Source organism: Algibacter sp. AS12 (assembly GCF_046736315.1).
Classification (GTDB): Bacteria; Bacteroidota; Bacteroidia; order Flavobacteriales; family Flavobacteriaceae; genus Algibacter_B; species Algibacter_B amylolyticus.
The window spans coordinates 3,473,402-3,496,205 of sequence record NZ_CP151841.1 but is presented as its reverse complement, the minus strand read 5'-3'; the positions used below and the strand labels follow the sequence as shown (position 1 = coordinate 3,496,205).

General features: G+C 33.2%; 17 protein-coding genes. 13 read left to right on the top strand and 4 right to left on the bottom strand.

The window, feature by feature from the left end:
- Nucleotides 1-10 precede the first annotated feature (10 nt).
- Nucleotides 11-1,225, top strand: a complete 1,215-nt coding sequence (locus AAFN75_RS14270; protein ID WP_411806964.1) for an aminotransferase class I/II-fold pyridoxal phosphate-dependent enzyme — start codon at nt 11-13, stop codon at nt 1,223-1,225.
- 34 nt (nt 1,226-1,259) lie between these two features.
- On the opposite strand, the gene AAFN75_RS14265 is transcribed toward AAFN75_RS14270, so the two are convergent.
- Nucleotides 1,260-3,332 (bottom strand): hypothetical protein, encoded by a 2,073-nt coding sequence (locus AAFN75_RS14265; protein ID WP_411806963.1) that lies wholly within the window; start codon nt 3,330-3,332, stop codon nt 1,260-1,262.
- A gap of 506 nt (nt 3,333-3,838) precedes the next feature.
- Between AAFN75_RS14265 and nhaC the strand changes: the two genes are divergently transcribed.
- From nhaC to AAFN75_RS14235, 6 genes are all read left to right on the top strand, one after another.
- Nucleotides 3,839-5,308: a Na+/H+ antiporter NhaC gene (nhaC, locus tag AAFN75_RS14260; protein WP_411806962.1), complete on the top strand. Its 1,470-nt coding sequence runs from the start codon at nt 3,839-3,841 to the stop codon at nt 5,306-5,308.
- Nucleotides 5,309-5,452: 144 nt separating this feature from the next.
- Nucleotides 5,453-6,097: a peroxiredoxin gene (locus AAFN75_RS14255; RefSeq protein ID WP_144116091.1), complete on the top strand. Its 645-nt coding sequence runs from the start codon at nt 5,453-5,455 to the stop codon at nt 6,095-6,097.
- A gap of 92 nt (nt 6,098-6,189) precedes the next feature.
- Complete coding sequence (locus AAFN75_RS14250) at nt 6,190-6,498, top strand: thioredoxin family protein (protein ID WP_411806961.1); 309 nt, start codon at nt 6,190-6,192, stop codon at nt 6,496-6,498.
- A gap of 73 nt (nt 6,499-6,571) precedes the next feature.
- Nucleotides 6,572-6,829 carry a DUF6952 family protein gene (locus AAFN75_RS14245; protein ID WP_092853337.1) on the top strand — a complete coding sequence of 86 codons (258 nt, stop codon included), beginning with the start codon at nt 6,572-6,574 and terminating at the stop codon, nt 6,827-6,829.
- A 209-nt stretch (nt 6,830-7,038) separates the two neighbouring features.
- Nucleotides 7,039-9,243 carry an AAA family ATPase gene (locus tag AAFN75_RS14240; protein WP_411806960.1) on the top strand — a complete coding sequence of 735 codons (2,205 nt, stop codon included), beginning with the start codon at nt 7,039-7,041 and terminating at the stop codon, nt 9,241-9,243.
- Nucleotides 9,244-9,516: 273 nt separating this feature from the next.
- Entirely contained in the window at nt 9,517-11,235 is a 1,719-nt protein-coding gene (locus AAFN75_RS14235; protein ID WP_411806959.1) for a hypothetical protein, read from the top strand.
- Nucleotides 11,236-11,540: 305 nt separating this feature from the next.
- On the opposite strand, the gene AAFN75_RS14230 is transcribed toward AAFN75_RS14235, so the two are convergent.
- The 3 genes from AAFN75_RS14230 to AAFN75_RS14220 form a co-directional block, all read right to left on the bottom strand.
- The gene (locus AAFN75_RS14230) at nt 11,541-12,011 is read right to left on the bottom strand and encodes an ankyrin repeat domain-containing protein (protein ID WP_144117347.1); all 471 of its coding nucleotides are present in this window, start codon (nt 12,009-12,011) and stop codon (nt 11,541-11,543) included.
- A gap of 244 nt (nt 12,012-12,255) precedes the next feature.
- A complete protein-coding gene (katG, locus tag AAFN75_RS14225; protein WP_411806958.1) occupies nt 12,256-14,430 on the bottom strand; it encodes a catalase/peroxidase HPI in 2,175 nt (724 codons plus the stop codon).
- Between the two features lie 219 nt (nt 14,431-14,649).
- The gene (locus AAFN75_RS14220; protein WP_411806957.1) at nt 14,650-15,246 is read right to left on the bottom strand and encodes a fasciclin domain-containing protein; all 597 of its coding nucleotides are present in this window, start codon (nt 15,244-15,246) and stop codon (nt 14,650-14,652) included.
- A 241-nt stretch (nt 15,247-15,487) separates the two neighbouring features.
- On the opposite strand from AAFN75_RS14220, the gene tpx reads away from it, so the two are divergent.
- From tpx to ribB, 6 genes are all read left to right on the top strand, one after another.
- Entirely contained in the window at nt 15,488-15,994 is a 507-nt protein-coding gene (gene tpx, locus AAFN75_RS14215) for a thiol peroxidase (RefSeq protein ID WP_411806956.1), read from the top strand.
- Nucleotides 15,987-16,355 carry a diacylglycerol kinase gene (locus AAFN75_RS14210; RefSeq protein ID WP_411806955.1) on the top strand — a complete coding sequence of 123 codons (369 nt, stop codon included), beginning with the start codon at nt 15,987-15,989 and terminating at the stop codon, nt 16,353-16,355. The genes tpx and AAFN75_RS14210 overlap by 8 nt, the downstream gene beginning before the upstream one ends.
- Before the next feature lie 160 nt (nt 16,356-16,515).
- The gene (locus AAFN75_RS14205; protein ID WP_411806954.1) at nt 16,516-18,930 is read left to right on the top strand and encodes a DNA translocase FtsK; all 2,415 of its coding nucleotides are present in this window, start codon (nt 16,516-16,518) and stop codon (nt 18,928-18,930) included.
- Between the two features lie 47 nt (nt 18,931-18,977).
- Nucleotides 18,978-19,613, top strand: a complete 636-nt coding sequence (locus tag AAFN75_RS14200) for a LolA family protein (RefSeq protein WP_411806953.1) — start codon at nt 18,978-18,980, stop codon at nt 19,611-19,613.
- Nucleotides 19,614-19,623: 10 nt separating this feature from the next.
- A complete protein-coding gene (locus AAFN75_RS14195) occupies nt 19,624-21,615 on the top strand; it encodes an LptF/LptG family permease (protein ID WP_411806952.1) in 1,992 nt (663 codons plus the stop codon).
- 31 nt (nt 21,616-21,646) lie between these two features.
- The gene (gene ribB / locus AAFN75_RS14190) at nt 21,647-22,792 is read left to right on the top strand and encodes a 3,4-dihydroxy-2-butanone-4-phosphate synthase (RefSeq protein WP_411806951.1); all 1,146 of its coding nucleotides are present in this window, start codon (nt 21,647-21,649) and stop codon (nt 22,790-22,792) included.
- Nucleotides 22,793-22,804: the final 12 nt, after the last annotated feature.

The window sequence follows — 22,804 nt, the reverse complement described above, 5'->3', positions numbered from 1 at the left end:
ACTATAAACTATGGCATTTAAACCAGCAAACAACATTCAAGATTTACAGTATTTTGGCGAATTTGGAGGTGTTAATCCTTCCATTTCAGACTCTTCTACATATACCTTTCTTTCGGCAAAAACCATGTTTGATACTTTTGAAGGTAATGCTGATGGTTGCTACCTCTATTCGCGTCATTCAACACCTTCAAATTTATATTTAGGCGAAGCATTGGCTGCTATGGAAGGCACAGAAACCGCTAATGTATCTGCTTCTGGCATGGGAGCAATAACGGCCACTATCCTTCAATTATGTGGTGCAGAAGATCATGTTATTTCTAGCAGAACCATTTATGGAGGAACCTATGCGTTTTTTAAAAATTTCACCCCACGATTTAATATTAAAACGACTTTTGTAGATATAACGAAACTTGAAAGCGTTGAAGCCGCTATTACCAAAAATACAAAAGTTTTATATTGTGAATCTGTAAGTAACCCGCTTCTTGAGGTTGCAGATGTTAAAGGTTTATCCGAAATTGCTAAAAAACACAACTTAAAATTAGTAGTCGATAATACATTTTCACCATTATCCATATCACCAGCTACTTTGGGAGCTGATGTTGTAATACATAGTTTAACTAAGTTTATTAATGGATCTAGCGATACTGTTGGCGGTGTTGTTTGTGGTACTCAAGAATTTATAAATGAATTACGAAATGTAAACGATGGTGCATCCATGCTACTTGGCTCTACGATGGATAGTTTAAGAGCTGCGTCTATTTTGAAAAACTTAAGAACGTTACACATTAGAATGCAACAACACAGTAAAAATGGTCTGTTTTTAGCTGAAAAGTTTGAAGCAGATGGTTTAAAAACGGTTTACCCTGGATTAAAATCGCATCCTTCTTATGAATTATTTAAAAGTATGATGAATGAAGCCTATGGGTTTGGCGGTATGTTAACTATTGATGTTGGCTCTTTAGAAAAAGCAAATGAATTAATGGAATTAATGCAGCATAGAAATTTAGGATACCTTGCAGTTAGCCTTGGCTTTTATAAAACATTGTTTAGCGCTCCGGGAAGTTCTACATCATCAGAAATCCCTGAAGACGAACAAAAAGAAATGGGACTAAGCGATGGTTTAATTCGGTTTTCTATTGGGTTAGATGCTGATATTAAGCGCACTTATAAAATGATGCGAACTTGTATGATCGATGTCGGGATACTAGATTTACAGAAAGCATAATTTATTAGCAAACGAAAATAACACTTTTAAAGCTCTATTTTTCAAGAAGTTTTTCAATTCTGGTTAAGCGTTCTTCAAGCGATTCAATTTTTGAATTTTGAGAGTTAATTAATTGCTCTTGAGATTTTATTTTCTTGTTAAGCTCTATAATATACAAAAACTGCTCTTCAATTTTTTCTAGATTAGTTATTGTAGCTTCAGTAATATCTAATTTAAACCCACTGCGTTTTACTTCCGCATATGATTTTACACCCGGTAAATGACCATTTTCACTAACAAAAGTTTCTGCTTTTTCTAAAGTATTAAACTTATAATCAGCTTTAATTTCAGAGAAACCTTTAAAATAATCCTCAAAAACATAATCGGGATATGTAGTAGTGTTGGATATAAAAGAGTTAGCTCTAACTGCTCCCGATGTTACAACTTCAGTAACAGCCCCATTACCCAACATTATTTGATTGGACGCTGTTGGCGATGCTTGGTAACCAACACCCGTAGCATTAGTTTTTGAGCCTGTAATAGTAATATCATTACCTATTGCGATGCTATTTGTAGAACTTCCTGAAATAAGAGATGAATTACCAAGTATTATGGAATTTAAACTTGCTCCTGTTACTTCTGAATAACTACCAACTACCACTGAAGACTCGTCTGCCGCATGAGCTAAAAACCCCAAAGCTAAACTGTAATCTGCTGTAGCTTCAGCTTTACTACCAAATGCAGAACTGGACACCCCACTAGATATAGAATTCTCTCCTACAGCACTTGAGTTTTCTCCAGATGCTTCCGCTATTCTACCTAAAGACAAACTTCTTACACCCGAAGCAACTGTTCCACTTCCAAATGCCAAGGCATTCGCCGCATTTGCTACAGCTTGTTCACCCACACTAGTTGTGCGGTCTGCCGATGCAATTGTAGAACTTCCAATGGCAACAGAATTCCCTGCTGTTACAGATGCCGAATTTCCTATGGAAACAGAATCTGTTCCGGTAGTTTTAGATGAAGATCCAATTGAAACACCATTTAACCCTGAAACTTGACTACTACTTCCAATTGCCACGCCATCTGTTGCGTTAGCATCACTACTATAACCTAAAGCCGTAGATCTTGTTCCGATGGCTTGCGCAAACGAGCCGTAAGCCGAACCATATTGTGAACTAGCATCACTATTAGCTCCAACAGCAACGGCACCTAGACCATTACTACCTGTACTGCGACCTATTGAAATAGAATTTATTCCAAAGGCATCGCTATTTCTTCCTATTGAAATGGCATCTTGCTCTGTAGCCTCTGCATTATTACCAATAGAAACAGTAGCTGTAGCACCTACTCTAGCCCCATTTCCTATTGCTATAGCAGATTGTAAATTGTTATTTGTTGCATCTGCATTCTCACCAATATACGTGTTAAAATCTCCATTAGTATTAGTATCTCCTGCTCCATATCCAATGGCGGTATTTCTTCCTCCTAAATTATTTAGTAAGGCATTATGACCTATAGCAGTGTTTCTAATGCCCGATACGTTGGCAGCTAAAGCACTACTACCAATAGCCGTATTGCTAGACCCTCCAGAATTACTACTCAAAGCATTAACACCAATAGCAGTGCCATTAATACCAGATGCATTAGCAGCTAAACTACTAACCCCAAAAGAGGTATTGCTAGTATGTAACAAACCTGCAACTACATTATTTCGTTTAAAAACTAAATCTTGATTATTCGTGGTTCCTAAAAAATTTAAACTGCTGTCTGTATTGTCATTTCCATTAATAGTCCAATCTGTTAATTGAAGAAAGCGAATCCAATCCGTTTGAGCATTATCCCAGTAATAAAATCCAGAAGAGTAATCTTTTGCAGTTCCGTTAATATTAATCGAAATTTGATCAATATTAAGATAGACCATCATAGAATTTTGATCGGCAACAGGATTAATCAACGGAAAAGCATCAATTCTAGGCACTAATAAACCATCATTAGAATTTGGTGATGCTGCTGATGTTGAAGTTATATCTAACAACGCCTTTGGGGATGCTGTATTTATACCAACTTGAGCATTATTTGAAATCCAAGTTAAAACCAATAAGGTAAATAACAATATTTTTTTCATAACTATTTTTTGAGAGAAGAATAGAAGACTAGAATTCAAATATAACTATAGTCCATTTACGCAATAAGTTTTAACCTAAACTTAATTAATAATAGCTTATACATTAAAAAAAACTTCTCTATTAAAACTATTGTATATACGACTTTAATTACTTTTCAGTTTTTAAATAAAGCACTTTTACAAGAGAGTGGCCATAACCTTTTAATAAGGAAAATACAATTCGTCTGGAAGTAAAACAGCCGAAACGCAAGACTTGGTGTGTGATATGATATTTTCTTTATCGGTTAAACCTTTATTTTTAAGAAGTTTTATAGAATTGGCCTTTGAACTATATTTTAGATAAATCAAAAAATATATTGCGGCTAAAAAAAATACTATTATCGCAGTCAAAGTCATGGTCTAATAATTTAGATATTATACAGTTAGGACGCTAATCTTTCAAATAAGTCACATAATTTTGAAAGAATTTAAGAAAATCGTAACATTACAACACCAAAAAAAATCACATGGAAGACCAAGAAAACATTTCTGAAATTAAGGCAGACCACGAAACTATTATAGAAAATAAAGAACTTAATTTCATAGAAGCCCTTATTCCTGTTGTTCTTCTTATGGCACTCTTGTTTTATAATATCTTTTTTGCCGATGGCTCACTTTTAGGCGATTACTCAAATCAATTTATCTTATTAATTGGTGGTGCTATTGCTGCCATTGTGGGTCTATTTAATAAAGTATCTTTAAAACGCATGTATACCGAAATTTGGGAAAATATAAAAAGTGTTTTTATCCCAATCATGATTTTATTTCTAGTAGGTGCATTAGCAGGAACATGGTTAGTTAGCGGTGTAATACCTGCCATGGTTTACTATGGTTTACAAGTGTTAAGTCCAGAAATATTTTTACCAGCTTCTGTAATTATAGCAGCCATAATTTCTATTGCAACGGGAAGCTCCTGGACCACATCTGCAACCGTAGGTATTGCGCTTGTAGGTATTGGCACAGCTTTAGGTATAAACCCAGGCATGATAGCTGGGGCTGTAATTTCGGGTGCCTATTTTGGAGATAAAATGTCGCCATTAAGTGACACCACTAACCTTGCTCCTGCTATGGCCGGAACCGATTTGTTTACGCATATTAAATACATGACCATTACTACGGTACCAACCATAATTATCACGCTTATTGTTTTTGCCGTTATAAGCGCCTCAATAACAACTACTGGTAGTGCAGATATTAGTAATTTACTAAGTACTATAGACACTACATTTACTATTACACCTTGGTTATTTTTGGTTCCAATAACAGTTGTTGCATTAATTCTTTTAAAAACAAAACCTTTAATAGCATTATGTTCTGGTGTTATTTTGGCAGCTATATTTGCCTTTATTTTTCAAGGTAACATACTAGAAGGATTAGGAGATTCTAAATTCTCGGCTATAATAACTTCTATTCTTACAGATACTCAAATTACTACCGATAACGAGAAACTTAACGATCTTTTTTCTGCTGGAGGCATGCAAGGTATGTTATGGACCATTTACTTAATTCTTTGCGCCATGGTTTTTGGTGGAATTATGGATGGTATTGGTGCTCTTGCCAGAATTACAAGTGCCTTACTCTCAGTGGCTACTTCTATTTTTGGACTATTTGCCAGTACCGTAATAAGTTGCTTAGGTTTAAACGCCATTGCTTCCGATCAATATTTGGCCATAGTAATTCCTGGGAAAATGTTTAAAAGAGCCTATGAAGACCGTGGATTAGCCCCAGAAAACTTAAGTAGAACCTTAGAAGATTCTGGTACAGTAACATCGGTTTTAATACCTTGGAATACCTGTGGCGCATACCAATCTGGTGTTTTAGGCGTTGGTGTTGGCGAATATTTCTTGTATGCTATTTTTAATTGGCTAAGTCCTTTTACAACACTACTTTTTGCTGCTTTAAACTTAAAAATTAGACAGTTAAAAACAAGCAAATAAACCTAAGCTATACAAGATTAACTTCAGTATAAATTATATCTATTCCTAGATAAAAATTTAAAATTTTATTAATTCTGATAACGCATTTTCAAGTGTATATTTGCACAAGAATAAAACAATCAGTAATTATAAAATTTTAATAAAATGGCATTAGTAGGAAAAAAATTTCCAGATTTAAACGTTGACGCAATGAACGAAATGGGCGATACTTTTAAAGTAAACGTTCTAGAAGAAGCGGTAAATAACAAAAAGAAAGTTGTATTGTTTTGGTACCCAAAGGATTTTACTTTTGTTTGTCCAACAGAATTACATGCTTTTGAAGCTGCTAAGGCAGAATTCGAAAAAAGAAACACTATCGTAATAGGAGCATCTTGTGATACTCCAGAAGTACACTTTGCATGGTTAAGTACTGCTAAAGATAATGGCGGAATTGAAGGTGTAACTTACCCTATTCTTGCAGATAGCAACCGTAATTTATCTAGCATCTTAGGTATTTTAGATATTACTAACGAAACTTACGACGAAGCTACAGGAACTGTACAAGTTGAAGGCGATAACGTAACATACAGAGCTACATATATTATTGACGAAGACGGTGTTGTACAACACGAAAGCATTAACAATATGCCATTAGGTAGAAATGTTGGTGAGTACCTTCGTTTAGTAGATGCTTTAACGCACGTTCAAGAAAAAGGAGAAGTTTGTCCTGCAAACTGGGAAGAAGGAAAAGACGCTATGAGCGCTAATGCAAAAGCAACTGCAGAGTATTTAGCTGCACATTCTAACTAATTAATAATTACAAGTAGTAAAATCCAAATTCCGAAAACTACAGATTAACAGCTTTTGGAATTTGGAATTTTACTCCTATAAATTTAAACATTATGGTACAAGAATTAAGTCAAGATAATTTAGCCGAAATTATTGCTGCTAACAATACTGTTGTAGTACAATATTCTGCAACTTGGTGTGGTAACTGTCGTATTATGAAACCAAAAGTTAAGAAATTAGCTAGCGAGTTAGAAAATATTACGTTTGTTATCGCTGATGCGGAAAAATTTCCAGAATCAAGAAAATTAGCTACGGTAGATAACTTACCAACTTTTGCAACCTTTAAAGGTGGTGCTTTTGTAAACCAAACGCAAACCAATAAGTTAGAGGTTTTAAAAGAATTAGTTGACGAAGTAGCATAATAAAACAACTTACGTTTTCGTAATTTACACTAAGTCTAGTAAAAGTGCGGAAATGAAAAAAATATATTAATCAATGAAACTACCAGTAATAAAACACTTAACACAATTTATAGAAGACAATGATGAAGACTATATAGTTGAAACCATTGAAACTCTAGAAGCCTTAACCGAAGTATCTTCGTTAAAAGATGAAGAATTAGACGTTATTGGAGAGCTAATCTCTAACATGTATGGCGCCATTGAAGTTAATAAAATGATTAAAGAAGGTACCTCTAAAAAGGATGCCGTTAATAACTTTATGAAACGTGTTTTAGGTTCTATTGATAAATAAATTAGAAAAAGAAAAATGACTATTTAAAAACCACTTTGCGAAAGCAAGGTGGTTTTTTGTTTGTATTGAGTTTTGTAAGAAAAATTATTTATATTTACCGGATAACAACAAAAAAAAACTTAGCATATTCTGGTTTATTTGCGGGATATCGTTAATGAATATTATTATATAACGAGTTACCAACAAGCTAAAAACCAACCGCATCTCAAATGATTAAATCTATATCCGTAAAACAAATTGCAACATTTGATAATGATGGAACAACAATAGATAATCTAAAAAAAGTAAACTTTATTTATGGGGCAAATGGTTGTGGAAAAACAACACTTTCAAACTATTTACACGATATAGAAGAAACAAAATTTGAACATTGTTCATTAGATTGGGAAAGTGAACCGATAAAGACTTTAGTCTACAATAAAGAATTCCGAACAAGAAATTTTGGTAATGGAAAACTTGGTGGTGTTTTTACTTTGGGAGAAGCAACCGCAGACCAAATACAAGTAATTGAAGAAAAAGGAAATCTATTAAAAGAACTGAAAACCGAGAGAATCAAAAAAAAAGAAACTCTTGAAGGAATATCAAAAAAGAAAGATGAATTATTAATAGCTTTTAAAGAGTTTTGTTGGTCTAATATTTATAAAAAATACGAAACCACTTTTAAAGATGCTTTTGTCGGTTTTCAAAATAAAGAAAAATTCAAATCCAAAATTCTATTTGATACTAAAAACAATACTTCTGACCTAAAACAACTTGATTACTTAAAAGAGAAATCTAAAACTGTTTTTGGAGAAAGACCTGAAAATATATCATTATTAAGTTCTATTCAATTTGCTAGAATTATTGAAATTGAAAAATCTATTATTTGGCAAAAAATAATTATCGGAAAAGCTGATGTTAATATTGCAAAATTAATTCAGAAATTGAACATTAACGATTGGGTTAACCAAGGTCAAAGTTATTTGCAAGAAGATGAAACTTGTCCTTTTTGTCAAGAAAACACGATAACTGAGGATTTCAAAAAACAATTAGATAGTTTTTTTGATGGAGAATTTATAGATGATATAAAAACTATTAAAAATTTAAGGGAAGAATACCTTTTGTTGTCTTCTAACTTGATAAATGAACTAAATCAATTAGAAACGAATCAAAAAAACGACAAAAACAATAAGCTTGAATTAGAAAAATACTCAGCCTACTTAAAAACACTAATAAGCCAAATTACAGCAAACAAGGAGCTATTAAGCAATAAAGTTAAAGAACCTAGTAGAAGTGTTGAACTAATTAATTTAGATGAGCAATTTGAGCTTATATCAAATCTAATTGGCAATGCAAACTCTGAAATAACTAAAAACAATCTTATAGTAAGTAATTACAATACCGAACGAGAAACATTAATAAAACACGTATGGAAATACTGTTGTAACGAATTCACAACCCAAATAACAAAATTCAATGCAGATAACTCTGGTATTGAAACAGGAATTACTGCATTAAAATCACAAATTCAAGAAAAGCTAAATGCTTATAACACACTAGATACTGAAATTAAAAATTTGAGTAAAAATGTCACTAGTATTCAGCCTACAATTGACGAAATTAATAGACTTCTAATCAACTATGGTTTTATTAATTTCAAAATTGTACCTGCAACAGAAGATGGTTTTTACCAAATACAAAGAGAAGATGGAACAATTGCAGAAAAAACTTTAAGTGAAGGAGAAGTTACGTTTATTACATTTTTATACTACCTACAATTAACCAAAGGCGGACTTAATGAAGAAAGCGTAAATGATGAACGAATACTTGTTATTGACGACCCAATATCTAGTTTAGATAGTAATGTTCTTTTCATTGTTAGCACATTAGTTAAAGAAATAGCAAAAAAAATAAAAATAGATGAAGGAAATATTAAACAATTGATTTTATTAACTCATAACGTCTATTTTCATAAAGAAGTGTCATATGAAGGACTTAATCGAAGAGGTCAAAAACCTTCTTTTTGGATTTTACGAAAAAACAATAATCAATCTATAATTCATTCATATGGAGAGCAAAATCCAATACAATCTTCATATGAATTATTGTGGCGTGAAATAAAGGAATGGGAACACAATTCGGGAATCACTATTCAAAATACTATGAGAAGAATTTTAGAAAATTTCTATAGTATTTTAGGTAATAAAAGGGATGATTTTCTAATTAACAAATTTGAATCTAGAGAAGAAAAAGACATTTGTCGCTCTCTTCTAAGCTGGACAAATGAAGGTTCTCATACTCTTCCTGATGACTTATATATTGAAGCACCTGATGATACGATTGTCAAATATATAGAAGTGTTTAAGAATATTTTCTATCACACAGAAAACAAAGGACATTACTTAATGATGATGGGAATAGAAGATGAAGAATAAAGCCAGTTGGTAACACTGTATAAAAATAATAAGGGTTAAGTGCCATACCCAAAGTTGGTGCATATTAACAAAGTCCGCCAAATTTACAATTTGACAGTTAAAAGAAAAATAACGGTAAAATTGTAAATTTGGCTAAGCGCTAAATCCGAAAGTAAGTGCATTTTTAATCCCTTACTATTCTTATACTAACCGTTAGCAAACATAAATACCCGACAATGGGTATTGACTTATCGACATTTAATTCACATTTTTGTAATCTTAAAACTAAATCTGATGAAAAAAATATTCTTAATTTTTATTTCAATTCTTTTATTCGGTTGTTCTGAGGACGAACAAAATCCTGAAACAACAATAAAAGAAAGTTTCAATTTGACAACTGAAAATTCATCTGTGATGCCTTTAGGCTTTGTTATTGTGAATACAGATGTTCCTCTTAGTCAAGACACATACAGCGGAAAGTTTGGAAATCAAGAAATTGAATTGAAAAAATCATCTGATAATGAATTGGTTTTTCTTATTCCAGAAATTAATCAAGGAAATCAATTATTAGAATTGACTATTGGCAATAAAAGTGGAAATTTAGATTTTCAAGTTTTAAATAACGATGTTCAAAATATTGAACAAGTTATAGCCAATGAAGTAATTACACCATTCAATTCATTTAATAATGAAATAACCAATTTATTAAACAGCAACGTTTATAACGAAGAGATAACTACACAACTAGAAACATCCCAACTCATTTTAAATAATTATCTCACTCAATTATCTCAAATTTCGAATGATGAGAAAAGAGAAGTAGCGAGATTTTTTAATGCTAATCCAATTTTCACGACCGATTATTTAAATTTAGAAAAAAGAAATTCAAGTTTTAATCCAGCTTGGGATTGTTTAAGAGATAATAAAGCAAAAATTGTTTTAACCTCTGTTGGCATTGTCGCATTTGTAAAAATAATTGTGTTGTCTGGGTCAACACCTATTGGCCCAATTGCAGCAGCTGTGGGTGTAACAGGAGGTATTTATGCTGCTGTTTCTATAGTTAGCGCTATAAATGAATCGGTTTTAGACGAATGTTTCTTGCCAATAGAAAATCTACTAAATGACTCAGAGGGAAACTCCGATAATTTTGAAATAGATAATAATTCTTTTGAACCTTTTTCAATAAAAACAAAAATTCGTCATCTAATTTCAACTGATGTGAATGGAAATAATGCAATTGTATCTATACTAATTAGTAAACTTAATTATATTAAGTCCAAATGGCTGGATATTAAAAACTATATTAATGATAAAGTATCTAACGCAACAAGTTGGTTTTGTGGTTGGTTTTCTTCTGGTTGTCCTAATTATAACTTAATAACGTATGATTTTGAAGGAATTCCTAACAGTTCTGATGAATTTGAAACACCTGGGGATAGTGAATTTATTTTTATAGAAGATTTTCCGTCTGATGTAGATGTTGAAGTCAACATTGCCTCTGATAATTCGATAAATTTAAAATTTAATTCTGATGAAAATTCATTGCCCAGAACTGTCACTGGTAAAATAAAATATGATGATGGCGATTTTATTACGACAAATGATTTCTCTGTAACTATTGAAGATGTTGATATTCACCCATCTTGGGCAACTGGAGCTTGGTTTTGGTGGCATAATCAAGGATTTGAGTCAAATGATGGAACAGGTTGTTGGACAACTATAACAAGAAATATTGATGGTCAAACCATCTATTTTAGATATTATCCAGAATCATTTTTTAGATACATATTACTTTCAGATGGTACAGCTACGCAAAGACAGCCAACTCAAGGTTGCGAGGATGTACCAGGCGATATTGAAAATGGGACTTGGTCGGTAAGAAATAATGTTTTGGAAATAATTATTAATGGTGAATTATACTTTCAACTAAATGATTTCAATGAGAATAATCAAACTTATGAAAAAATAGATGAATATTCTGGAGTGTATTATCTTGATTATTTTCAAAGATAAATCAACTCAATTTATTGAACTACAGAGCTTTGTTACAACTGTTACGACCAAGTTACGTTTGCCAACACCCGTATAAAACAAATAAAAAAACAATAAACAATTTACTTATAGCTCATTAAATTCACCTATTTTCACGCGTTAGGGATTGCAGTGAAAAGCCCACAGCCTGACGAAGGAAGTGCGAGGACTTGCAACCTTTCGACTTTGCTCAAGACAGGCTTCAAGCCCGACCCTTGGGGGGTGCCCAAATTTTCACAAAAAACACATCTCATTTTTAACCGCTATACCAACAGGCTGTAAAAACCCTATTTTAAAAGTTCTACAAGCTCACTAAACCCTTTTTCCTGTGCATAATTTAAAGCTGTTTTACCTTTAAAATCTTTAATTGTTTTATCGGCCTGATGTTCTAAGAGTAATTTTACGCTTTCAATTTTATTGTATTGGGTTGCAAAAGACAAGGCTGTGGTTCCGTTAATATTAACTTCGTTTACATCTGCCCCATGCTCAATTAAATACTTTGCAAATGCTATATTGCCTTTAAAACTCACCCCAATTAAAGCGGTATTACCCGAGGCATCTTTTGCATTTATGGGTGCATTATGCGCTATTAATATTTTGGTTGCCGCTTCGTTATCAAAATAAGTAGCCAGAATTAATGGTGTAAACCCACGCTCGTCTTTGGCTTCGGCTAATTTAGGGTTGGCACTTAACAAGGCCTTTAACACGCTGGTTTGTCTGTTTTTTATACTCTCAAAAAGGCTATCAATATTTTCCATGTTTTTAATTGTATTATACCTGATTTTCACTTTATGTTAATTAGTTACGCTGTGTTAGTTCGAGTGATTTTTTTATTAAAAAAATTGTATCGAGAACAAGTAAAACTCGTTATTTAAGTTATAGCGCCTACACGTTTTTTAAAGCATAACATTAAAATGTAAAACGGGATTATTTTTATTTCTATTCAATAAAAAAGGAATGAATTTTTAAATCCATTCCTCTTTTCTGCTATGTTAATTATTATTATTTTATATCGAAACGATCTGCATTCATTACTTTAGTCCAAGCAGCTACAAAATCTTTAACAAAGCGTTCTTTGTTATCATCTTGCGCATATACTTCGGCATAAGCACGTAAAATGGCATTAGAACCAAATACTAAATCTAGTCGTGTTGCGGTATATTTTACAGCACCTGTATTACGGTTTTTAATTTCGTAAGTACCGTTATCCAATGGTTTCCATTCGTAAACCATATCGGTAAGGTTCACAAAGAAATCGTTTGTTAATGCGCCTACTTGCTCTGTAAACACACCGTGTTTTGTACCGCCATAGTTGGTTCCCATAACACGCATACCTCCAACTAAAACAGTCATTTCGGCAGCCGTTAAACCTAATAGTTGCGTACGATCTAACATAATTTCTTCTGGACTAACCGTATATTGTTTTTGTTGGTAATTTCTGTAACCATCTACCAACGATTCCATAGATTCAAAAGAATCTACATCGGTCATCTCTTGCGTAGCATCTCCTCTACCTGGAGCAAAAGGCACAGTCATGTTCATGCCTGCATTTCTAATGGCACGCTCAACACCTACATTACCGGCTAGTACAATGGTATCGGCAACACTAATTCCAAATTCTGCTGCAATAGGTTCTAAAACAGCTAATACCTTTTGTAGTTTTGCTGGCTCATTACCTTCCCAGTTTTTTTGAGGCTCTAAACGGATACGCGCTCCATTGGCGCCACCTCTAAAATCACTTCCTCTAAATGTTCTTGCACTATCCCAAGCCGTAGTAACTAATTCTGAAATACTTAAATCTGCTGCTGCAATTTTAGCTTTTACCGCCTCAACATCATAATTGGCATTACCTTTTGGAATTGGATCTTGCCAAATTAATTCTTCTTGAGGTACATCTGGACCAAACCAACGGTCTTTAGGTCCCATATCGCGATGTGTTAATTTAAACCAAGCACGAGCAAAAGTATCTGAAAAGTACTCAAAATCATTCATAAACTTTAATGAAATCTCTCTGTAAATTGGGTCCATTTTCATGGCCATATCTGCATCGGTCATCATTGGGTTTAATCTTGTAGTTAAATCTTCAACATCTACCGGTTTATCTTCTTCCTTAATGCTTACAGGCTCCCATTGATCGGCTCCCGCAGGACTTTTTCTAGATTCCCACTCGTGGTTAAATAGCATTTCGAAAAAGCCATTATCCCATTTTGTTGGATGCGTTGTCCAAGCACCTTCTAAACCACTTGTTACAGTATATCTGCCTTTACCTGTTTTAGTTGGATTTGCCCATCCTAAACCTTGTGCTTCAACCCCTGCAGCTTCTGGCTCCGGACCTAAAATACTAGCATCGCCATTACCGTGTGTTTTACCTACAGTATGTCCACCGGCTGTTAAGGCCACAGTTTCCTCATCGTTCATGGCCATACGTTTAAATGTTTCACGAACTTGTTCTGCTGTTTTTAATGGGTCTTGTTTACCGTTTACACCTTCTGGGTTTACATATATTAACCCCATTTGTACGGCTGCTAGAGGGTTTTCCATGGTATTTGGAGCTTCTACATTGGTATAACGCTCATCACTAGGCGCTAACCATTCTTTTTCTGCACCCCAATACACATCTTTTTCTGGATGCCAAACATCTTCACGACCAAAAGCAAAACCATAGGTTTTTAAGCCCATACTCTCGTAAGCAATAGTTCCTGCTAGGATAATTAAATCTGCCCAACTTACACTATTGCCGTATTTCTTTTTAATGGGCCAAAGCAGACGTTTAGCCTTATCTAAACTTACGTTATCTGGCCAAGAGTTAAGCGGTGCAAAACGAATGTTACCTGTGCCTCCGCCACCACGCCCGTCGGCTAATCTGTAAGACCCTGCAGAATGCCACGCCATTCTAATCATTAAGCCTCCATAATGTCCCCAATCTGCTGGCCACCAATCTTGACTATCGGTCATAAACTCATGAAGATCTTTTTTAAGCCCTTCAACATCTAAGCTTTTTAAGGCTTCTTGATAATTGAAATCTTCTCCTAAAATTTTTGTTTTAGTATCGTGCTGATGCAAGATATCTAGGTTTAAGCTATTAGGCCACCAATCGGTTACTGTCTTTTCGGTTGTTGTAAGTGCGCCTTGCATAAAAGGACATTTACCAATGTCTCCAGAATTATTATGATCCATAATTATATATTTTTTGTAGTTTATTGCTTTACAATGTTACCGATTAAATCTCTTGAAAAACCATAAATAAAATTGATTGTTTTTATTTTAACATAACAAATACTTATAGTTTTAAGATTTAATTGCCCCATAAATTTAATCAAACTTAAGGTAGGGAACAAAAAAACTGCTTCAAAAAATGAAGCAGTTTTTACACAATCTTAATAAATCCCTAATAAATTAAGATTTTGGTAACAATACCGTATCAATAACATGAATAACACCATTATATTGGTTAACATTTGCTATAGTAACCATAGCAGAATTGCCGTTTTCATCGGTTATATAAACGTCTTTATTTTTTAACCAAGCCGTAATGGTTCCGCCACTTACAGTTTTAATTGCTGCTTTACCATTTCCTTTTTTAATTAGTTCTAAAACTGCTTTAGCATTCCATTTTCCTGCAACAACATGGTATGTTAATATACCTTGTAACATGGCTTTATTTTCGGGTTTTACTAAAGTTTCAAAAGTACCTTCTGGTAATTTTGCAAAAGCTGCATTTGTTGGAGCAAATACGGTAAACGGCCCTTCGCTAGATAAGGTTTCTACTAAATCGGCTGCTTTTACTGCTGCTACCAAAGTAGTATGGTCTTTAGAGTTAACTGCATTTTCTATTATATTTTTACTGGGATACATTTCTGCACCACCAACCATTACGGTTTGTTCTTTCATCATTTTATCTTTCTTCATCATTTTTTCTTGGGCGAATCCTGATATTGAAGTAAAAATAACTGCGGCTAATACTGTAGATTTAAATAATTTTGACGTTTTCATAATATTACTTTTGTTTTAAAATTTGATTATTATTTATTTACAGTTACACTAACGAGGTTTAGTACTATGCGGTTTTTAAATAGTACTGATTTTAACAGGACCTTAACGATTGCCTTTCGTTAAAAACCAATTTAAAAGCAAGAAACACGCACATTTTTAGAGGATTAAAAAATTATAAAACAAATAGTTTAAACATCTATTTATTCTTAATTTTACGAAACTAATAAAAAAACAAATAATCATGGCAACAGTAACCTTAAAAGGAAACCCAATAAACACATCAAGTAATTTACCTGAAGTTGGAACAAAAGCACCAGACTTTTTATTAACTACAACCGATTTGGCAGTGCATAGTTTAACCAACTATAAAGGCAGTAAGGTGGTTTTAAATATATTTCCTAGTATTGACACAGGCACTTGTGCACAATCTGTAAGAACATTTAACAAGGAAGCAAGCGAATTAGGAAACACCAAAGTATTATGTGTTTCTCGCGATTTACCTTTCGCTCAAGGTCGTTTTTGTGGTGCCGAAGGTTTAGATAATGTTGTAAATTTATCTGACTTTAAAGATGGAAGCTTCGGTAAAACCTACGGTTTAAATATTGTTGATGGCCCATTAGAAGGTTTACACTCGCGTTGTGTAGTTGTACTTGATGAAAACGGCACTGTAAAATACACGGAGCAAGTTGGAGAAATTGTAGACGAACCAAATTACAAAGCTGCCCTAGAAGCGCTTCAAGATGCCTAAAAAAGAATCATTTTTAGTAAACCGATTAAAAAGTGTTGGATATGCCTTTAAGGGCGCTGTCCTACTTTTAAAAACCGAGGCTAGTATAAAAATTCAGTTCGTAATAGCTATTTTTGTTACGATTTTGGGGTTTTATTACAACATTTCATCAACAGAATGGATTGTCCAGATATTAGCCATAGGTTTAGTTATGAGTGTTGAAGGTGTAAATACTGCTATTGAAGAAATTGCAAATTTTATTCATCCAGAACGTCATGACAAAATTGGTTTAATAAAAGATATAGCTGCAGGGGCTGTTTTTATAGCCTCTGTTTTTTCTAGTATTATTGGGCTTATTATATACATTCCTAAAATATTTTAAGGGCAATTTAAAAGTGCCCCTTGTCTTCTTATCGCACTTTTAAAAAAAATTACATGCCTTGCTTAGCAATTTTTAAAAATAAAGTTTCGTTAACGTTAGTAATTTGTATTTTTGTTCAGTTATAAAATACAATCCAAATTTTTGAAATCGCACACCATTAATGGCTAAAAGCAAACCAAAGACTAAAAAAGAACCTAGAAAAAAATTAAAAGCACCTAGTTTTAAATTGTCTAGTCAACAAAAGTTGGTTTTAGGGAGTTTTCTTGTTATTACAGGACTATTGCTTTTTATTGCCTTTGTTTCTTTTCTATTTACAGGAGAAATAGACCAAAGTACACTATCCGACTTTACATCTCGAGAAGTAAAAACACAAAACTGGTTAAGTAAATCTGGCGCTTGGTTAAGCGACTTTTTTATACAACGTGGTTTTGGCGTAGCATCCTTTATATTTTCGGGATTAATATTTTTATCTGGTGTTTATGTTTTAATGAACATCGCGACTACCAAATTAAGAAAACACTGGTTTTGGGGGGTGCTTATAATTATTTGGTTGTCTATTCTTTTTGGATTCTTTGGAAATAAAAACGATATTTTAGGTGGTGTAGTTGGTTTTGAAATTAATAGCTTCCTACAAGACTATATTGGCAAAATTGGTACTTCTCTCCTACTTTTATTTGGGTTAATAACCTATTTAGCCATTCGATTTAAAGTAACTTTCGAGAGTATTACAAATCTTTTTAAATCGGCCAAGAAAGATATTAAAGATGAGCTTCAAGACATGAAAGATGATGTTGTTGTTCCTTTTGATAATAGTTTATCTGATGAAGCTGAAGCTATAAAAACAGCGCACGAATTAGCTTTAGAAACTAAAACACCAGAACCGAAACCTATAGTTACCGAACCTAAACCTGTAGTTACTAAACCAAAAATAGAAACGGCGCCTTTAGAAGTAAAAATACCAGAACCAGAAATTGAAGAAGAACCCGAAGCCTTAGAAATAAAGGTTGAAGAGGTTATTGAAGAAGGTTCTGAAAATGATAATTTAGCTAACAAGCTTGTTGAAGACTTTGGGCAGTTTGACCCCACTTTAGAGTTATCAAAATACCAATACCCACCGCTCGATTTATTAAAAAAGTACGATACCGAAGGTATTACTATTAACCAGGAAGAGCTTGAAGAAAACAAAAACAAAATTGTTGATACACTAAACAATTATAAAATTGGTATTTCTAGTATTAAAGCAACCATAGGACCAACAGTTACATTATATGAAATTGTACCCGAAGCCGGAATTCGTATTTCTAAAATTAAAAATTTAGAAGATGATATTGCATTATCACTTGCCGCATTAGGGATACGTATTATTGCTCCAATTCCTGGAAAAGGTACTATTGGTATCGAGGTACCAAACAAAAATTCTACTATAGTTTCAATGCGCTCTGTTATTGCTTCAAAGAAATTTCAAGCCTCAGAAATGCATTTACCTATTGCTTTAGGTAAAACCATTAGTAACGAAACTTTTGTAGTCGATTTAGCTAAAATGCCTCACTTGCTTATGGCTGGTGCTACGGGTCAAGGTAAATCTGTTGGTTTAAATGCCGTTTTAACCTCGTTACTTTACAAAAAACACCCTGCCGAAGTTAAGTTTGTTTTGGTCGACCCTAAAAAAGTAGAGCTTACGCTTTTCAATAAAATTGAACGTCATTATTTAGCAAAACTTCCAGACGAAGCCGATGCTATTATTACAGATAATACTAAAGTTATCCATACGCTAAACTCGTTATGCATAGAAATGGATAACCGTTACGAAATGCTAAAAAATGCACTTTGTAGAAATATAGCAGAATACAACGTTAAGTTTAAAGCTAGAAAACTAAACCCTAACGATGGGCACCAATATTTACCATACATTGTTTTGGTGGTTGATGAGTTTGCCGATTTAATTATGACTGCTGGTAAAGAAGTAGAAACACCAGTTGCCCGATTAGCCCAATTAGCGCGTGCCATTGGTATTCATTTAATTATAGCAACGCAACGTCCTTCCGTTAATGTAATTACGGGTATTATTAAAGCAAATTTCCCTGCACGTATTGCCTTTAGAGTATCTAGTAAAATCGATTCGCGAACTATTTTAGATGCTGGAGGAGCCGACCAACTTATTGGTCGCGGAGATATGCTATACACTCAAGGAAACGACATGATAAGGATACAATGTGCCTTTGTGGACACGCCAGAAGTTGAAAAAATAGTAGACTTTATTGGTGCACAAAAAGCATATCCAGATGCTTATTTACTGCCAGAGTATGTTGGCGAAGAAAGTGGCACAAGTCTTGATATAGATATATCCGATAGAGACAAACTGTTTAAAGATGCGGCTATAGTTATTGTAACAGCACAACAAGGTTCGGCCTCGTTATTGCAACGTAAATTAAAATTAGGTTATAATAGAGCTGGTAGAATAATCGATCAATTAGAAGCAGCAGGAATAGTAGGTCCTTTTGAAGGTAGTAAGGCAAGACAAGTATTAGTTACAGATTTAATTGCCTTAGATCAACATTTAGAAAACGAAATATAATTAAGTACCTTTTTCGCATACGCGGAATTAAAAAATTTAAATTTTCAATGAAAAAATTATTAACTGTATTATTAATTACACTTTCAATAAACGCCTTTGCTCAAAACAAGGCTAAAACATTATTAAATGAAGTTTCAGAAAAAGTAAAAAGCTATGACAATATTTCTCTAGATTTTAAATACACTTTAGAAAATATATCAGAAAACATAAAGCAAGAAACTAAAGGTGATGTGGTTATGCAAGGTGAAAAATACCGATTAAACATACTTGGTATTACAAGACTTTTTGATGGTAAAACCATGTACAGCATTAGCACTGAAGATGAAGAAGTAACCATTACATCAAACATCGATGAAGAAAATGATGCCATTACACCAAGTAAAATGCTTTCGTTTTATGAAGATGGTTATACATACACTTTAGATATCGTTCAAAATATAAACGGCAGAAAAATACAGTACGTTAAACTTTTACCGATCGACTCGAATTCCGAAATAAAAAGTATTCTTTTAGGTATTGATGCACAAACAAAACACATCTATAACCTGATTCAAATAGGCGAAAACAGTACAAAAACAACACTTACTGTTAATTCTTTTAAAACTAATGAGCCTTTATCAAAAACCTTATTTACCTTTGATGCTAATAAATATCAAGATTATTACATTAATAAATTAGATTAGGCCCAAACGAGTGAAAATTCTAGATCGCTACATAATAACAACATACCTTAAAACTTTTTTCAGCGTGTTTATCATACTCATGCTGATTTTTGTTTTACAAACCATATGGCTTTACATAAAAGAGCTAGCCGGTAAAGATTTAGATATTGTAATAATTTTTAAGTTTTTGGCTTATTTTATGCCTAAGCTTATCCCTTTAGTTTTGCCGCTTACCATTCTTTTAGCATCTATTATGGTGTTTGGTAGTTTTGCAGAAAACTATGAGTTTGCAGCCATGAAATCCACAGGTATTTCGTTACAACGTGCCATGTCTGGGTTAAGTGTTTTTATTGTAGGCTTGGGTATTGTAACTTTTTTCTTTTCAAACAATGTTATTCCTTGGGCAGAGCTTAATTCATATAACCTAAGAAAAAACATTGCTAAACTAAAACCTTCAATGGCTATTGCCGAAGGCCAATTTAACCCCATAGAGTCTACACCATATAATATAAAGGTTGAAAAGAAAAGTGGTGATAGAAACCAATATTTAGAAGATGTTACCATACATCTTAAAGGCGATGATGGCAGATCTAATGCTACCGTAATTACCTCTAAAACTGGCGAACTTGCTAGTCAAGAAGACTCTAATGTTTTAAAGCTTATTTTAACCGATGGTTATTATTATAGCGATATTAACCCTAAAAAGAGAGCCGATAAAAATAAAAAGCCCTTCGTAAAAAGTAAGTTTGAAACTAAAATTATAAACATCGATTTATCTAACATGAATGATGTCGATTTTGATGAGCAGTCGCAAACCGACAAATACAACATGTTAGACGTTAATGGATTAACCAAAACAATCGATTCATTGGTATTAAAATATAACGATGAAACTGAAGCTTTTTCTAAAAATCTATTCACTCGTACCGGAATTACGCAGAAAATGCCAACTAGAAAAAGAATTAGTGATACCATCAATTATGATGGCCCCATTCTCGATCTATTCGATACGAAGCAGAAAATACAATTGGTGGATGTTACTTCAAAATCCATGATTAGCTCCAAACAATTTATAAATACAAGAGATGCCTCAATGAAGGTTTCTAAAACATGGCTTAACAGACATGTTATTTCTCTCCATGAAAAATTTGCCTTAGGTTTTGCCTGTGTAATTTTATTCTTCGTTGGTGCACCTCTAGGCGCTTTAATTAGAAAAGGTGGTATTGGCTTACCGTTAGTTATTGCTATACTCCTATTTTTAACCTATCACTTTATTGGCATTTTTGCTATGAATAGTGCTAAATCTGGAGATTTCAATCCCATTCTAGCACCTTGGTTCTCAACATTACTCATGCTTCCATTGGGTGTTTTCTTAACTAAAAGAGCAACGGCCGATAGAGGTTTAGTGGATTTTGGAGGTATTGTAGAACCTTTTAAAAAGCTATTTAAAATAAAAGAAAAAGATGCTGTCGATTTTAAATTTTTACAAAATTATAATAATGAAGAGCTAATTAACACCATTAATAATTTTGATACGTTAAACCATGATGAAGCTGTAAAACATCATGATGAAGCTGTAAAACATAAAGCGCTTGAGTTATTAACCTCAAGAGGTTTAACCACTTCAGACTTAAGAGCAAGCCATTTAGCTATCAATGAATGTTACGACACTACTGAAGCTATAAGCACAAATTACAAAGAACATTCTAAATTCGCCATAGTGCTTTATATTATAGGTATTGTATTGCTAGTCCTGTTCTTTGTGTTTAAAAATAATAAATTAGTACCGCTGGCAACAGCATCTATACAACTTAGTATTATTTCATTGATATTATTTGTTGTGTATTATATAAAATCGATAATTAACAGCTATCAATTTTATAATCAAATCAATAAAACAGAAAACAAACCTAGTATTGGACTTTTAATACTTGGACTGCCTTTATACTTTATTGTTCATTTTCTATTAAGAGAAAAAATAAAAACTGACTTAAAGGCCATTTGTTTAGAATCCTTAAAATAAGCCATATCTTTGCATTATGATGGTTAGCACTATGACACAAAAAGTAAAACAAGAGTTTAAGCTAAATACTATACACGAAGCTATAGACGACATAAGAAACGGAAAAGTTATTATTGTGGTCGATGATGAAAATCGTGAGAATGAAGGTGATTTTTTGGCTGCTGCCGATAAAGTAACACCGGAAATGATAAACTTTATGGCCACTCATGGTAGAGGTCTTATTTGTGCACCTTTAACCGAAAACAGGTGTAAAGAGCTTGAACTAGGCATGATGGTTCGTAACAATACGGATCCTATGGAAACTGCTTTTACAGTATCGGTAGATTTAAGAGGAAATGGTGTTACAACTGGTATATCTGCTAGCGATCGTGCAAAAACCGTACAAGCCTTAATTAACGATGATACTAAACCTTTTGAATTGGCTAGACCAGGTCATATTTTTCCTTTAGTAGCTAAAGAAGGTGGTGTTTTAAGACGTACAGGACATACCGAAGCTGCGATAGATTTTGCTAGACTAGCGGGTTTAAATCCAGCAGGTGTAATTGTAGAAATCATGAATGATGATGGTTCTATGGCTCGTTTACCAGAACTATTTAAAGTTGCTAAAAAGTTAGATTTAAAAATAGTTTCTATTGAAGATTTAGTAGCTTATAGAATGCAACATGATTCTTTAATTGATAAAAAAGAAGACTTTCAAATTGAAACTCGCTTTGGAAGTTTTAGATTAAGAGCATACAAGCAAACTACTAATAATCAAGTTCATATAGCTTTAACAAAAGGCCAATGGAGGGATAATGAAGAGGTGCTTACTAGAATTAACTCCACCTTATTTAATAATGATATTTTAGGCACATTAACCAACAATGCCGACCAGCAGTTGGACGATATGTTTAAGGTTATTAATGATGCAGGTAAAGGCGCTATACTGTTTATTAATCAAGAAATTCAATCGATGAATATATTGAGTCGATTATCCTTTTTAAAGGAACATCAAACACCAAATGAGGTAGCTAGAGCTCCAAAAATTAATATGGACAATAGAGATTTTGGTATTGGTGCCCAAATACTGCACGACTTAAACATACATAAACTTAAATTAATCTCGAACACCAAACAAACTAAACGTGTTGGTTTAATTGGTTATGGTTTGGAGATTGTGGATTATGTAAATTACTAGACCCTATAAGGT